We start from the raw sequence: 13,705 nt of genomic DNA on the forward strand, positions 1-13,705 counted from the left end.
TATTAAACCGTTCAACGTTCATGCTGGCGGTGCCTCGCGCTGACCTGCGAGGACTCCATGGACGACCGGACGGCATCCCCCCGAGCCGTTCGGTTTCCAGTCGGCCCGGGCGGCTCCCCCGTACGCCCGGGCCGACTATTTTCCGCCACTGCCCGCGCCGCCCCCTGGCCAGCCCCGGCTGCCGGGAGCACTCTGGTGGCGACACGAGAGGGGGACGCGGGCATGGCTGCTCGGACGGCGGGCTTCGCCTCCGGACGCGTCTGCCTCGACCTCGCCGCCGAACCCCTCGACCGGCCCGAGACCCTCGCCGTCTTCCTGCGCGCCGCCGGCCTCGTCCCGCCCGCCACCCGGCTGCGCGCCCTCGACGCCCGCTGGCTGCGCGCCTTCCGCGAGCTGCGCGACTGCGTCGCCGACCTGGTCACCGCCCAGCTCGACGGCCGCCCGGTCCGGCCCGCCGCCCTGGAACTGCTCAACGCGCTCGCCGCCGCGGCCGCGCCGCCCGCGCCCCGCGCCGTACCCACCCGCTCCGGGCACCTCGTGCGCACCCTCAGCCGCGAACCCGACTGCCGCGCCCTGCTCGCCGCCGTCGCCCGCGACGCCGTCGACCTGCTCACCGACCCGGCCGCCCGCGCCCTGCTGCGCCGCTGCGAGGGCCCCGGCTGCCGCCGCTGCTACCTCGACACCTCGCGCGGCCGGCGCCGCCGCTGGTGCTCCAGCGAGGCGTGCGGCAACCGCGCCCGGGTCGCCCGGCACCGTGCCGGCCGGCTGGAGGAGTGAGCCGGCGGACCGGGCCGTCCCGCCGGGGGGACCGACATCACAGCGGCGCGGCCCGCCGATACGGGCCCGGCCCTGACATATCGCCCCGTGGTGGCGTACGCTCGACGGCTGCCCAGTGCACGTCAGAAGGGGGCCCCGGTGGCCGCGCAGGAAGCCGTCGACACGGTCAGAGACCGTGAGATCGGTGTCGAACAGGAACATCTGGATCAGGTCTACCGCCGCCTCGAGGAGAAGATCCACGAAGCCGAGTTCCTGATGGACGACGCCGCCAAGCGCGGTCAGGTCGGCACACCCGGCGCCCTCGCCGAGCGCGACGCCCAGGTCTTCCGGGCCGGCATCCACCTCAACCGGCTCAACAACGAGTTCGAGGACTTCCTCTTCGGCCGGATCGACCTGCTGTACGGCAAGGACGGCAAGAAGGGCCCCGACGGCGCCTACACCTCCGTCGAACCCGCCGACGACGCCGTGCGCCCCGACAACACGGCCGACATCGGCGAGACCCTCCACATCGGCCGGCTCGGCGTCCTCGACTCCGACTACGCCCCGCTCGTCATCGACTGGCGCGCGCCCGCCGCCGCGCCCTTCTACCGCTCGACGCCCGTGGACCCGGGCCGCGTGGTGCGCCGCCGGGTCATCCGCTCCAAGGGCCGCCAGGTCCTCGGCGTCGAGGACGACCTGATGCGCCCCGAGCTGAAGGCCACGCTCGACGGACGCGAGCTGCCGGTCATCGGCGACGGCGCCCTGATGGCCGCGCTCGGCCGGGCCCGCAGCCACACCATGCGGGACATCGTCTCCAGCATCCAGGCCGAGCAGGACCTGGTCATCCGGGCGCCCGCCGCCTCCGTCACCTACGTCGAGGGCGGCCCCGGCACCGGCAAGACCGCCGTCGCGCTGCACCGCGCCGCCTACCTGCTCTACCAGGACCGGCGCCGCTACGCGGGCGGCATCCTCATCGTCTCGCCGACGCCGCTGCTCGTCTCGTACACCGAGGGCGTGCTGCCCTCGCTCGGCGAGGAGGGCCAGGTCGCCATCCGCGCGCTCGGCTCGCTCGTCGACGGCGCCGAGGCCGACGCGTACGACGAGCCGGCCGTCGCCCGGGTCAAGGGCTCGTCGCGGATGCTCGCCGTGCTGCGCAAGGCCGCCCGCGGCGCCCTGGAGACGCCCGCGCCGAAGCCCGCCGCCCCGGCCGCCGCCGACGGCGGCCAGCTCGCGTTCGGGGAGGAGGAGGACGAGGCGCCCGCGCCGACCGGCACGCCCACCCTGCTCCGCGTCGTCGCCTTCGGCCGCCGCCTGGAGCTGGAGGCCGACGAGCTCAGGCGGATCCGGCACAACGTGCTCGGCGGCACCGCGCCCGTCAACCTGCTGCGCCCGCGCGCCCGTCGGCTGCTGCTCGACGCGCTGTACGCCAAGTCCGGCGCGGCCGGCCGGCACAGCGACCCCGAGCTCGCCGCCGAGCTGCGTTCCTCCTTCGACGAGGACGTGTCCACCGAGGACTCCTTCCTCGGCTTCCTCGACGCCTGGTGGCCCGAGCTCACCCCGCTCAAGGTGCTCGACGCCATGGCCGACGAGAAGCGGCTCGGCCGCTGGGCCCGCCGGATCCTCAACCCGGGCGAGGTGCGGCGCCTCGCCCGCTCGCTGCGCCGCCCCGGCCTCTCGGTGCACGACGTGGCCCTGCTCGACGAGCTGGCCACGCTCCTCGGCGCCCCGGTCCGGCCGCGCAAGAAGCGCGAGTACGACCCGCTGGACCAGCTCACAGGGCTTGAGGAGCTGATGCCGGTGCGCGAGGAGTCGCAGCGCGAGCGGGCCGAGCGGCTCGCCGCCGAGCGCACCGAGTACGCCCACGTCATCGTCGACGAGGCCCAGGACCTCACGCCCATGCAGTGGCGCATGGTCGGCCGCCGCGGCCGGCACGCCACCTGGACGGTCGTCGGCGACCCCGCCCAGTCCTCCTGGTCCGACCCGGACGAGGCCGCGGCGGCCCGCGACGAGGCCCTCGGCAGCCGGCCGCGCCGGCGCTTCGAGCTCACCGTGAACTACCGCAACCCGGCCGAGATCGCCGAGCTCGCCGCCAAGGTGCTCGCGCTCGCGATGCCCGGCAAGGAGTCGCCGAGGGCGGTGCGCTCCACGGGCGTCGAGCCCCGCTTCGTGGCCGTCGACGACAAGCGGCGGATGGCCGAAACCGTACGTTTGGAGGCCGAGCGGCTACTCGGCGAGGTCGACGGCACCGTCGGCGTCGTCGTCGCCATGGACCGGCGCCGGGAGGCGGCCGGCTGGCTCGCCGGGCTCGGCGACCGGGTGGTGGCACTCGGCTCGCTGGAGGCGAAGGGCCTGGAGTACGACGCCACGGTCGTGGTCTCGCCCGCGGAGATCGCGGACGAGTCGCCGGCCGGGCTGCGGGTGCTCTACGTGGCCCTCACCCGGTCGACGCAGGCGCTCACGGTGATCTCGGGCGACCGGGACCTGCCGGACGCGGACGGCGTGCCGGACCTGCTGCGCGACTGATTTCAAGTCAACCTGCGTCGCGGGAATCGCTTGCCAGGGGCGTTTGTTAGCCTTGTCGTGACACCGGCTCGATCCAAGCCCCCGGGCCCAACCTTCGTCCCTTAGAGGGACCACTTGCCGCGAGGCGAGCATGGCGGGTCGGTGTCGCTTGCTTGCAGAGGTCCTCGTCACCTTCGGGTGGCGGGGGCCTCTTCTGTTTCCCCGTCGTCTCTCGTATGGTGGAAACTACTTTCCGAAAACGAAAAGACCGTATTACCTGCTACCGGCAGGTAGGTGCGACGATCGGAGGGCGCCGCCCGGCGACCAGCAGGGACGGCGTAGCAACGAAGCCAGGGAAAGCAGAGGAACACGGTCATGGCAACGGCGCCCAGCGTCTCGTACTCGATGACGGTCCGGCTCGAGGTGCCCGCGAGCGGCACCGCGGTCTCCCAGCTCACCACGGCGGTGGAGTCCCACGGCGGCTCCGTCACCGGTCTCGACGTCACCGCCTCCGGTCACGAGAAGCTGCGCATCGACGTCACCATCGCCGCGACCTCCACCGCGCACGCCGAGGAGATCGTCGAGCAGCTGCGCGGGATCGAGGGCGTCGTCCTCGGCAAGGTCTCGGACCGTACGTTCCTGATGCACCTCGGCGGCAAGATCGAGATGGCGTCCAAGCACCCCATCCGCAACCGTGACGACCTGTCGATGATCTACACGCCCGGCGTGGCCCGGGTCTGCATGGCGATCGCCGAGAACCCCGAGGACGCCCGCCGCCTCACCATCAAGCGCAACTCCGTCGCAGTCGTGACCGACGGCTCCGCCGTCCTCGGCCTCGGCAACATCGGCCCCAAGGCCGCCCTGCCCGTCATGGAGGGCAAGGCGGCCCTCTTCAAGCGCTTCGCCGGCATCGACGCCTGGCCGATCTGCCTGGACACCCAGGACACCGACGCCATCGTCGAGATCGTCAAGGCCATCGCCCCCGGCTTCGCGGGCATCAACCTGGAGGACATCTCCGCGCCGCGCTGCTTCGAGATCGAGGCCCGGCTGCGCGAGGCCCTCGACATCCCGGTCTTCCACGACGACCAGCACGGCACCGCGATCGTCGTGCTCGCCGCGCTCACCAACGCGCTGCGCGTGGTCGGCAAGGGCATCGGGGACGTACGGGTCGTCATGTCCGGTGCCGGCGCCGCCGGTACGGCCATCCTGAAGCTCCTCATCGCGGCCGGCGTCAAGCACGCGGTCGTCGCCGACATCCACGGTGTGGTGCACGCGGGCCGCGAGGACCTGGTGGACGCCGCGGCCGGCACGCCGCTGCGCTGGATCGCCGACAACACCAACCCGGAGGGCGTCACCGGCACCCTCAAGGAGGCCGTCGTCGGCGCCGATGTCTTCATCGGCGTCTCGGCCCCGAACGTGCTCGGCGCCGAGGACGTGGCCGCGATGGCCGAGGGCGCGATCGTGTTCGCGCTCGCGAACCCGGACCCCGAGGTGGACCCGGCGATCGCCCGCCAGACGGCCGCCGTCGTCGCCACCGGCCGCTCGGACTTCCCGAACCAGATCAACAACGTGCTGGTCTTCCCGGGTGTCTTCCGCGGCCTGCTGGACGCTCAGTCCCGCACGGTGAACACCGACATGATGCTGGCCGCGGCCAGCGCGCTCGCCGACGTCGTCACCGAGGACGAGCTGAACCCGAACTACATCATCCCGTCGGTCTTCAACGACAAGGTCGCGGGCGCCGTCGCCGGCGCGGTGCGCACCGCGGCGAAGGCGGCGGGCGCGGGCGCGGCCAACGGCGTCAACGGCGTCTGAGTGTCACCGGGGTGCGGCGGCGCCGTGCGTGTCGCGAGTCGCCGCACCCCAAACCCGCCTTTAGGGTGGTAGTCCGGCTCCGCACCGTCCGTGCGGAGTCGACGCAACGTCACCAGCGCGGGGCGGTGGCGCTTTTCGTGTGACCCCGGAGGGTGCCGGATTGGCGTTCCCGCCGCTGGTGGGGGCAGGATGCGGTCTGGGCGCGAGGGTCCGGCACCAGACCCGGGTCCGGGGAGTGTCCGAGGGCCCTGGCAGCATCGGCTTCGCAGTGCCCATCATGCGGCCCCGCCGCGTGGCCCGCCTCACAGGCAACCCGCCTCACAGGCAAGAAGAAACACGGGAGTAACGAAATGAACCGCAGTGAGCTGGTGGCCGCCCTGGCCGACCGTGCCGAGGTGACCCGCAAGGACGCCGACGCCGTGCTGGCCGCCTTCGCCGAGATCGCCGGCGAGATCGTCGCCAAGGGCGACGAGAAGGTCACCATCCCCGGCTTCCTGACCTTCGAGCGCACCCACCGTGCCGCTCGCACCGCGCGCAACCCGCAGACCGGCGACCCGATCAACATCCCGGCCGGCTACAGCGTGAAGGTCTCCGCGGGCTCGAAGCTCAAGGAAGCCGCCAAGGGCAAGTAAGGCCTGCAGGCAGCGCGCCGAGGCCGCCCAGGCGGCCTGAGGGCAAGCAGAAGGGCGGCCACCCTGTCAGGGGGTGGCCGCCCTTCCGTTCGTCCGTCTGCGCGCCCTTCACGGGCCGCGCGAACTACACGAGCGCGCTGCCCGGCAGCTCGACCTTGGCGCCGAGCTCGACGAGCTTCTCCATGAAGTTCTCGTAGCCGCGGTTGATCAGGTCGATGCCGTGGACCCGGCTGGTGCCCTGGGCGGCGAGGGCCGCGATCAGGTACGAGAAGCCGCCGCGCAGGTCGGGGATGACCAGGTCGGCGCCCTGCAGCTTGGTCGGGCCGCTGACGACCGCCGAGTGCAGGAAGTTGCGCTGGCCGAAGCGGCAGGCCGAGCCGCCCAGGCACTCGCGGTACAGCTGGATGTGGGCACCCATCTGGTTCAGCGCCGAGGTGAAGCCGAGCCGCGACTCGTACACCGTCTCGTGCACGATGGACAGGCCGGACGCCTGGGTCAGGGCCACCACCAGCGGCTGCTGCCAGTCGGTCTGGAAGCCGGGGTGCACGTCGGTCTCCAGGGCGATCGCGTTGAGCGAGCCGCCCGGGTGCCAGAAGCGGATGCCCTCGTCGTCGATCTCGAAGGCGCCGCCGACCTTCCGGTACGTGTTGAGGAAGGTCATCATCGAGCGCTGCTGCGCGCCGCGGACGTAGATGTCGCCCTCGGTCGCGAGCGCCGCCGACGCCCAGGAGGCCGCCTCCAGGCGGTCGGAGAGGGCGTGGTGGTTGTAGCCGCCGAGCTTGTCGACACCGGTGATCCGGATGGTCCGGTCGGTGTCGATGGCGATGATCGCGCCCATCTTCTGCAGCACGCAGATGAGGTCCTCGATCTCCGGCTCCACGGCCGCGTTCGACAGCTCGGTGACGCCCTCGGCGAGGACGGCGGTGAGCAGCACCTGCTCGGTGGCGCCGACGGAGGGGTACGGCAGCTGGATCTTGGTGCCGCGAAGCCGCTGCGGGGCCTCCAGGTACTGCCCGTCCGCGCGCTTCTCGATCGTCGCGCCGAACTTGCGCAGCACGTCGAAGTGGAAGTCGATCGGCCGGCCGCCGATGTCGCAGCCGCCGAGGCCCGGGATGAAGGCGTGGCCGAGGCGGTGCAGCAGCGGGCCGCAGAAGAGGATCGGGATCCGCGAGGAGCCGGCGTGGGCGTCGATGTCGGCCACGTTGGCGGACTCGACGTGCGTCGGGTCCATGATCAGCTCGCCCGGCTCCTCGCCGGGGCGGACCGTCACGCCGTGCAGCTGGAGCAGCCCGCGGACCACGCGCACGTCACGGATGTCGGGCACATTGCGCAGTCGGCTCGGCTCACTGCCGAGCAGGGCGGCGACCATCGCCTTGGGCACGAGGTTCTTCGCGCCGCGAACGCGGATCTCGCCCTCCAGCGGGGTGCCACCGTGGACAAGCAGTACGTCATGGCTGTCTGTGCCGGTCATGAATCTCGCGTTCCGGGTCGTCGGTCGGGTGGCCAGAGAAAAGGGTAAGGGGCGATCAGACCCCGATTGTGTGGCCGAGGGGGCTCCGCGAACGTAATGAATTGGGCACAACACCCTCCGTCTCCGTGATCTTGCGGAGCGTCACCGTCCGCTTGGTTCCCGGCCCCTCCCCGGGGCCGGGCTGAGCTGGGACGGCGTACACCTGCCCCGGACCCGGCCGGACAACCCCCGCGATCGCCGAAGATGCGGGATCATGTGTCGCATGACCGAGGTGTCCTCGCTCACAGGCCGGCTGCTCGTCGCGACACCCGCCCTCGCGGATCCCAACTTCGACCGCACGGTGGTGCTCCTGCTCGACCACGACGACGAGGGCTCCCTCGGCGTGGTCCTCAACCGCCCCACGCCCGTCACGGTCGGCGACATCCTCGCGCCCTGGGCCGCGCTCGCCGGCGAGCCCGGCGTCGTCTTCCAGGGCGGCCCCGTCTCGCTCGACGCCGCCCTCGGCATCGCCGTCATCCCCGGCGACGAGGGTCCGCTCGGCTGGCGGCGGGTGCACGGCGCGATCGGCCTGGTCGACCTGGAGACCCCGCCCGAGCTGCTCGGCCCGGCCATCGGCGCGCTGCGGATCTTCGCCGGATACGCGGGCTGGGGCCCCGGCCAGCTGGAGACCGAGCTGCGCGACGGCGCTTGGTACGTGGTCGAGTCCGAGCCCGGGGACGTCTCCTCGCCGCGCCCCGACACCCTCTGGCGGCAGGTGCTGCGGCGCCAGCGGGGCGAGCTCGCGATGGTCGCCACCTACCCGGACGACCCCTCGCTCAACTGACGCGCGGGACGGGCCGGGGGAGGAGGCCCGGGAGCGGGCGTGAGGCGGGTCGCGAGGCGGGTCGCGAGGCTTTCCGTACCCAGTACCCTTGGGTCCCATGAGCACTCTCGAGCCCGAGCGCGGGGCAGGTACGGGAACCCTCGTCGAGCCGACGCCGCAGGTGTCCAATGGTGACGGCGACCACGAGCGCTACGCCCACTACGTCCAGAAGGACAAGATCATGGCGAGTGCCCTCGACGGCACTCCCGTGGTGGCACTCTGCGGCAAGGTCTGGGTGCCGGGGCGCGACCCGAAGAAGTACCCGGTCTGCCCGATGTGCAAGGAGATCTACGACTCCATGGGCGCCGGCGGCGACAAGGACAAGGGCGGCAAGGACAAGTAGCCCCCCGGGCCCGCGAGCCCTTCCGCAGTCGGGGACGGCCCCCGGCGTACGCGCCTGACGGTGCGCGCGCCGGGGGCCGTTTTCGTCGCCCCGGCGGTCCGGGCCCCTTGTGGTGGTCCCGGCAGGCCCCTAGCCTCACGCGTGTCGTTGTGCAGAACGAAACGTCCGTTGCACATGTTGCAACATGCTCGGAGGGGATCTGAACCGCCATGAAGCTTCCTGCCCGGACCTTCGCCCTGCCGCTCGCTCTCCTGGCCCTGGCCGCCTGCGCCCCACAGACCTCCGGCGGCGCCGCCACCACCGACGACAAGACCGGCACCCTGCGCGTCTGGCTCTTCCAGGAGGTCGACAACAAGCCCAAGGAACGGGTCGTCGCCCAGGCCGTCGCCGCCTTCGAGCGGCGGAACGCGGGAGTGGAGGTCGAGGTCGAGTACATCCCCGTCGACACCCGCGCCCAGCGCGTCAAGGCCGCCTTCAACGACCCCTCGTCCGCGCCCGACCTCGTCGAGTACGGCAACACCGACACCGCCGGCTACGTGAAGGACGGCGGACTCGCCGACATCACCGCCGAGTTCGGCGCCTGGCCCGACGCCCGGGACGCCGACCCCACCGCCCGCTCCTCCGTCACCGTGGCGGGCAAGGTCTACGGCGCCCCGCTCTTCGCCGGCGTCCGCGCCCTCTACTACCGCACCGACGTCTTCCGCGAGCTCGGCCTCACCGTCCCCAGGACCCAGGACGAGCTCGCCGCCACCGCCAGGAAGATCCGCAAGGCCAGGCCCGAGCTGTACGGGATCGCCGTCGGCGGCGCCTACACCTACGGGGCCCTGCCCTTCGTCTGGGCCAACGGCGGCGAACTCGCCACGGCAGGCGGCGGGACGGGCGAGACCAGTGGGTCCGGTGGGACAGGCGGGGCTTCCTATACCTCCGCCATCGACAGCGACGCCGCCCGCAAGGGCATCACCGCCTACACCGCCCTCTTCGGCGACGACAACTGCCCCGCCGCCAAGTGCGCCCAGATGGGCGGCAACGCCACCGTCACCGCCTTCGCCTCGGGCAAGGCCGCCATGGCCATCGGCGGCGACTTCAGCCACTCGGCCGTCGAGGCGGGCCCGGTCAAGGGCAGGTACGCGGTCGCGCCGCTGCCCGGCACCACACCCGGCTCCATCGCCCCCGCCTTCGCCGGCGGCAACAACCTCGGCGTCCTCAGGAGCACCTCCCACCGCACCCTCGCCGTCGACCTGATGAAGCAGCTCGCCGGCAAGGAGACCCAGGGCCGGCTCTTCGACGCGATGGGCTTCCTGCCCACCTACACCGACGTACGGCAGCAGGCGGCGCGCAGGGAACCCTTCGTCAAGCCGTTCACCGACACCCTCGCCGCCGGCACGAAGTCCGTCCCCGCCTCGCCCGGCTGGGGGCAGATCGACGCCTCGCTCGTGCTGCCCACGATGTTCCAGGAGATCATCAGCGGCCGTAAGGACGTCGAGGCCGCGTCCGGCGACGCCGCGAAGAAGATGGACGCGGCCTTCGCCGCGGCGCGCTGAGGCCGGGACGGACGGACGTGAAGACGACCGCGCCCACCACCCGCGACGGTGAGGACCGCAACCGTGCAGACCGTGGCGGTGACGACCGCAACCGTGAAGACCACGGCGGTGCAGACCGTAGGCGCAAGGAACAGGCCGGTTCCGCGACCCGCCCACCGATCCGCCGGCCGGCCGGCCGCCGTTCCGGATCCCCCTGGACCCCCTGGCTCTATCTGCTGCCCGCCCTCGCCGTCCTCGGCGCGCTCCTCGTCTACCCCGTCTACCAGCTCGGCCTGATCTCCCTCCTGGAGTACACCCAGGCCCAGGTCAGCGGCGGCGCGCCCACCTCCTTCCAGGGCCTCGGCAACTACACGGCCCTCATGGAGGACCCCCAGTTCCGGCAGGTCCTCCTCGCCACCGTCCTCTTCGCCGCCGCCTGCGTCGTCACCACCCTCGCCGCCGGCTGCGCCCTCGCCGTCCTCCTCACCCGGGTCCGCGCGCTGCCCCGGCTCGCCCTGACGCTGGCCGCGCTCGGCGCCTGGGCGACCCCGGCCGTCACCGGCTCCACGGTGTGGCTGTTCCTCTTCGACCCGGACTACGGGCCGGTCGACCGCGTCCTCGGCCTGGACGGCTTCTCGTGGACGTACGGCCGCTACAGCGCCTTCGCCCTGGTCCTCCTCGAAGTCGTCTGGTGCTCGTTCCCCTTCGTGATGGTCACCGTCTACGCGGGCCTCAGGTCCATCCCCGCCGAGGTCCTGGAGGCCGCCGCGCTCGACGGCGCCTCGCAGTGGCGGATCTGGCGCTCCGTCATGGCGCCGATGCTCCGGCCCATCCTGGCCGTCGTCACGATCCAGTCGGTCATCTGGGACTTCAAGGTCTTCACCCAGATCTACGTGATGACGGGCGGCGGCGGCATCGCGGGCCAGAGCCTGGTCCTGAACGTGTACGCGTACCAGAAGGCGTTCGCCTCGTCCCAGTACAGCCTCGGCTCCGCCATCGGCGTCGTGATGCTGCTGATCCTGCTGGCGGTGACGCTGGGCTACCTCCGGCTGCTGCGCCGTCAGGGAGAGGAACTGTGAGCGCCGTGCGTACCCGCGCCGGGTCCCGGACGGGCCCCGCATCCCGGACGCGCCTCGGGTCCCGGATCCGCAGGCCCGGGCGGCTCGCCGCCGAGGCGCTGACCCTGCTGATCGCCGCCGTCGTCGCCTTCCCCCTCTACTGGATGGTCCTCTCCGCCCTCAAACCGGCCGGCGAGATCCAGTCGGCCTCACCCCGCCCCTGGACCCTGTCCCCGTCCCTCGACTCCTTCCGCCGCGTCTTCGGACAGCAGGATTTCGGCCGTTACTTCCTCAACTCGCTGCTCGTCGCCGGCACGGTGGTCGTCGCCTCCGCCGTCATCGCCTTCCTCGCCGCGACCGCCGTCACCCGCTTCCGCTTCCGCTTGCGGACCACGCTCCTCGTCATGTTCCTCGTCGCGCAGATGGTGCCCGTCGAGGCGCTGACCATCCCGCTGTTCTTCCTCATGCGGGACCTCGGCCAGCTCAACACCCTGGGCTCCCTGGTCCTCCCGCACCTCGCCTTCTCCCTCCCCTTCGCGATCTGGATGCTCCGCGGCTTCGTCAGGGCCGTCCCGGAGGCCCTGGCGGAACAGGCGGCGATCGACGGCGCGAGCCGCGTCCGCTTCCTGTGGCAGATCCTCTTCCCGCTCGTCTTCCCGGGGCTCGTCGCGACGAGCGTCTTCTCCTTCATCTCGACCTGGAACGACTTCCTCTTCGCGAAGTCCTTCCTCATCAGCGACACCTCGCAGTCGACCCTGCCCATGGCGCTGCTCGTCTTCTTCAAGCCCGACGAGAACGACTGGGGAGGAATCATGGCCGGGTCGACCGTGATGACGATCCCGGTGCTCGTCTTCTTCGTACTCGTGCAGCGCCGCCTGGTCTCGGGCCTCGGCGGCGCGGTGAAGGACTGACGCGATGACCCATGAGACTGCCGGACACGACCTGATCCCCGCGCCCGTACGCGTCGAGGGGCCGTATCGCGGCGGCTTCGTCCTGGACCGGCGGACCACCCTGAGCGCCGGATCCGGCACCGAGACCACCGAGCGCTGGCTGCGCACGGTGCTCGGCGCCGCCTTCGCGCTGCCGCTGCGGGAGACGGCCGACGACAACGCGACGAACAGCATCCGGCTGCGCCTCGACGACAGCCTCGCCCCGGAGGCGTACCGGCTCGACATCCTGGTCACCCGGGTCGTCGAGATCACCGGCGGGAGCCCGGCCGGCGTGTTCTGGGGCGCGCAGACCCTCCGTCAGCTGCTCGGCCCGGACGCCTTCCGCAAGGCACCCGTCCGGGCGCGACCGCTCGCCGCCCTGACGGCGCGGACGATCGAGGACGCGCCCCGCTTCCCCTGGCGCGGCCTCCTCCTCGACGTCGCCCGCCACTTCATGCCCAAGGAGGACGTACTGCGTCAGCTCGACCTGATGGCCGCGCACAAGCTCAACGTCCTGCACCTGCACCTCACCGACGACCAGGGCTGGCGCATCGAGATCAAGCGCCACCCGCGGCTCACCGAGGTCGGCTCCTGGCGGGCGCGGAGCAAGTGGGGACACCGGGCGTCGCCGCTGTGGGACGACACGCCGCACGGCGGCTTCTACACCCAGGACGACATCCGCGAGATCGTCGGCTACGCCGCCGACCGGCATATCGCGGTCGTCCCCGAGATCGACCTGCCGGGACACGCGCAGGCCGCCATCGCCGCGTACCCCGAACTGGGCAACACCGACGTCATCGACACCACCGCCCTCTCCGTCTGGGACACCTGGGGAGTCAATCCGAACGTACTCGCCCCCACTGACAACGTGCTCCGCTTCTTCGAGGGAGTCCTCGAAGAGGTGCTCGACCTCTTCCCGTCGACCTTCGTGCACATCGGCGGAGACGAGTGCCCCAAGGACCAGTGGCGGGCCTCCCCGGCCGCCCAGGCCCGGATCGAGGAGCTCGGCGTCGGCGACGAGGACGGCCTGCAGTCCTGGTTCGTCCGCCACTTCGACCGCTGGCTCGCCGCGCGCGGACGCCGGCTCGTCGGCTGGGACGAGATCCTGGAGGGCGGCCTGGCGGAGGGCGCCACGGTGTCGTCCTGGCGCGGGTACGCGGGCGGGGTCACCGCCGCCGAGGCCGGCCACGACGTCGTCATGTGCCCCGAGCAGCACGTCTACCTGGACCACCGTCAGGCGCCCGGCGAGGACGAGCCGATGCCCATCGGGTACGTCCGCACCCTCGCCGACGTCTACCGCTTCGAGCCCGTGCCGCCCGGCCTCGCCCCCGAGGCCGCCGCGCACGTCCTCGGCACCCAGGCCAACGTCTGGACCGAGGTGATGGAGAACCGCGCCCGCGTCGACTACCAGACCTATCCGCGGCTCGCCGCCTTCGCCGAGGTCGCCTGGTCCCGGCTGCCCGCTCCCCACGCGCGCGACGTGGCCGGATTCGAGCGCCGGATGAGCACCCACTACCGGCGCCTCGACGCCCTCGGCGTCGACTACCGCCCGCCCGCCGGCCCCCGCCCCTGGCAGCGCCGCCCCGGCGTCCTCGGCCGCCCGCTCGACGGGACGCCCCCGAACGCGTGAGGGGGCGCGCGAGCGCGGGCGGCGCGCGGGTGGGGCGCGTGTGAGGTACCTATCGCCCCGGGTTCACCCACACGTGGCAAAACGGAAGTTACCGTCGCTCGCGGGACCTCCGCCCACGTCCCGGACGGAACCGTCCTTCGCGGACCCTCGCGACGTACGGCTCGGAAGATGTGCCAGAGTTGCCACGTCC

At 72.2% G+C, this 13,705-nt stretch carries 11 protein-coding genes; 10 read left to right on the top strand and 1 reads right to left on the bottom strand.

Annotation, left to right across the window (positions count from 1 at the left end; genetic code table 11):
• The first annotated feature begins 222 nt into the window (after positions 1–222).
• The 4 genes from ACFYU9_RS06270 (at position 223) to ACFYU9_RS06285 (ending at position 5,702) form a co-directional block, all read left to right on the top strand.
• The gene (locus tag ACFYU9_RS06270) at positions 223–777 is read left to right on the top strand and encodes a CGNR zinc finger domain-containing protein (RefSeq protein ID WP_389218786.1); all 555 of its coding nucleotides are present in this window, start codon (positions 223–225) and stop codon (positions 775–777) included.
• Between the two features lie 138 nt (positions 778–915).
• Positions 916–3,279 (top strand): HelD family protein, encoded by a 2,364-nt coding sequence (locus ACFYU9_RS06275; RefSeq protein WP_389218789.1) that lies wholly within the window; start codon positions 916–918, stop codon positions 3,277–3,279.
• A 354-nt stretch (positions 3,280–3,633) separates the two neighbouring features.
• Positions 3,634–5,070 carry an NAD-dependent malic enzyme gene (locus ACFYU9_RS06280; protein WP_389218791.1) on the top strand — a complete coding sequence of 479 codons (1,437 nt, stop codon included), beginning with the start codon at positions 3,634–3,636 and terminating at the stop codon, positions 5,068–5,070.
• A 350-nt stretch (positions 5,071–5,420) separates the two neighbouring features.
• A complete protein-coding gene (locus ACFYU9_RS06285) occupies positions 5,421–5,702 on the top strand; it encodes an HU family DNA-binding protein (RefSeq protein ID WP_389218793.1) in 282 nt (93 codons plus the stop codon).
• 124 nt (positions 5,703–5,826) lie between these two features.
• On the opposite strand, the gene murA is transcribed toward ACFYU9_RS06285, so the two are convergent.
• Positions 5,827–7,173, bottom strand: a complete 1,347-nt coding sequence (gene murA / locus ACFYU9_RS06290) for a UDP-N-acetylglucosamine 1-carboxyvinyltransferase (RefSeq protein WP_389218796.1) — start codon at positions 7,171–7,173, stop codon at positions 5,827–5,829.
• Positions 7,174–7,435: 262 nt separating this feature from the next.
• Between murA and ACFYU9_RS06295 the strand changes: the two genes are divergently transcribed.
• From ACFYU9_RS06295 to ACFYU9_RS06320, 6 genes are all read left to right on the top strand, one after another.
• Positions 7,436–7,996 (top strand): YqgE/AlgH family protein, encoded by a 561-nt coding sequence (locus ACFYU9_RS06295; RefSeq protein WP_389218799.1) that lies wholly within the window; start codon positions 7,436–7,438, stop codon positions 7,994–7,996.
• A 97-nt stretch (positions 7,997–8,093) separates the two neighbouring features.
• Positions 8,094–8,378 carry a DUF3039 domain-containing protein gene (locus ACFYU9_RS06300; protein WP_362476211.1) on the top strand — a complete coding sequence of 95 codons (285 nt, stop codon included), beginning with the start codon at positions 8,094–8,096 and terminating at the stop codon, positions 8,376–8,378.
• A 209-nt stretch (positions 8,379–8,587) separates the two neighbouring features.
• Positions 8,588–9,919 (top strand): extracellular solute-binding protein, encoded by a 1,332-nt coding sequence (locus ACFYU9_RS06305; protein WP_389343106.1) that lies wholly within the window; start codon positions 8,588–8,590, stop codon positions 9,917–9,919.
• 158 nt (positions 9,920–10,077) lie between these two features.
• Positions 10,078–10,977, top strand: coding sequence for a carbohydrate ABC transporter permease (locus ACFYU9_RS06310; protein ID WP_389344115.1), 900 nt, complete (start codon positions 10,078–10,080; stop codon positions 10,975–10,977).
• Positions 10,978–10,982: 5 nt separating this feature from the next.
• Positions 10,983–11,867 carry a carbohydrate ABC transporter permease gene (locus ACFYU9_RS06315; RefSeq protein WP_389344117.1) on the top strand — a complete coding sequence of 295 codons (885 nt, stop codon included), beginning with the start codon at positions 10,983–10,985 and terminating at the stop codon, positions 11,865–11,867.
• A 4-nt stretch (positions 11,868–11,871) separates the two neighbouring features.
• Entirely contained in the window at positions 11,872–13,515 is a 1,644-nt protein-coding gene (locus ACFYU9_RS06320) for a beta-N-acetylhexosaminidase (RefSeq protein ID WP_389343109.1), read from the top strand.
• Positions 13,516–13,705 lie beyond the last annotated feature (190 nt).

It is taken from the genome of Streptomyces sp. NPDC004327 (assembly GCF_042873935.1).
Classification (GTDB): Bacteria; Actinomycetota; Actinomycetes; order Streptomycetales; family Streptomycetaceae; genus Streptomyces.

Coding starts and splice junctions, on each gene's coding strand:
- ACFYU9_RS06270 (WP_389218786.1), top strand. CDS start 223: ATGGCTGCTCGGACGGCGGGCTTCGCCTCCGGACGCGTCTGCCTCGAC.
- ACFYU9_RS06280 (WP_389218791.1), top strand. CDS start 3,634: ATGGCAACGGCGCCCAGCGTCTCGTACTCGATGACGGTCCGGCTCGAG.
- ACFYU9_RS06285 (WP_389218793.1), top strand. CDS start 5,421: ATGAACCGCAGTGAGCTGGTGGCCGCCCTGGCCGACCGTGCCGAGGTG.
- murA (WP_389218796.1), bottom strand. CDS start 7,173: ATGACCGGCACAGACAGCCATGACGTACTGCTTGTCCACGGTGGCACC.
- ACFYU9_RS06295 (WP_389218799.1), top strand. CDS start 7,436: ATGACCGAGGTGTCCTCGCTCACAGGCCGGCTGCTCGTCGCGACACCC.
- ACFYU9_RS06300 (WP_362476211.1), top strand. CDS start 8,094: ATGAGCACTCTCGAGCCCGAGCGCGGGGCAGGTACGGGAACCCTCGTC.
- ACFYU9_RS06305 (WP_389343106.1), top strand. CDS start 8,588: ATGAAGCTTCCTGCCCGGACCTTCGCCCTGCCGCTCGCTCTCCTGGCC.
- ACFYU9_RS06320 (WP_389343109.1), top strand. CDS start 11,872: ATGACCCATGAGACTGCCGGACACGACCTGATCCCCGCGCCCGTACGC.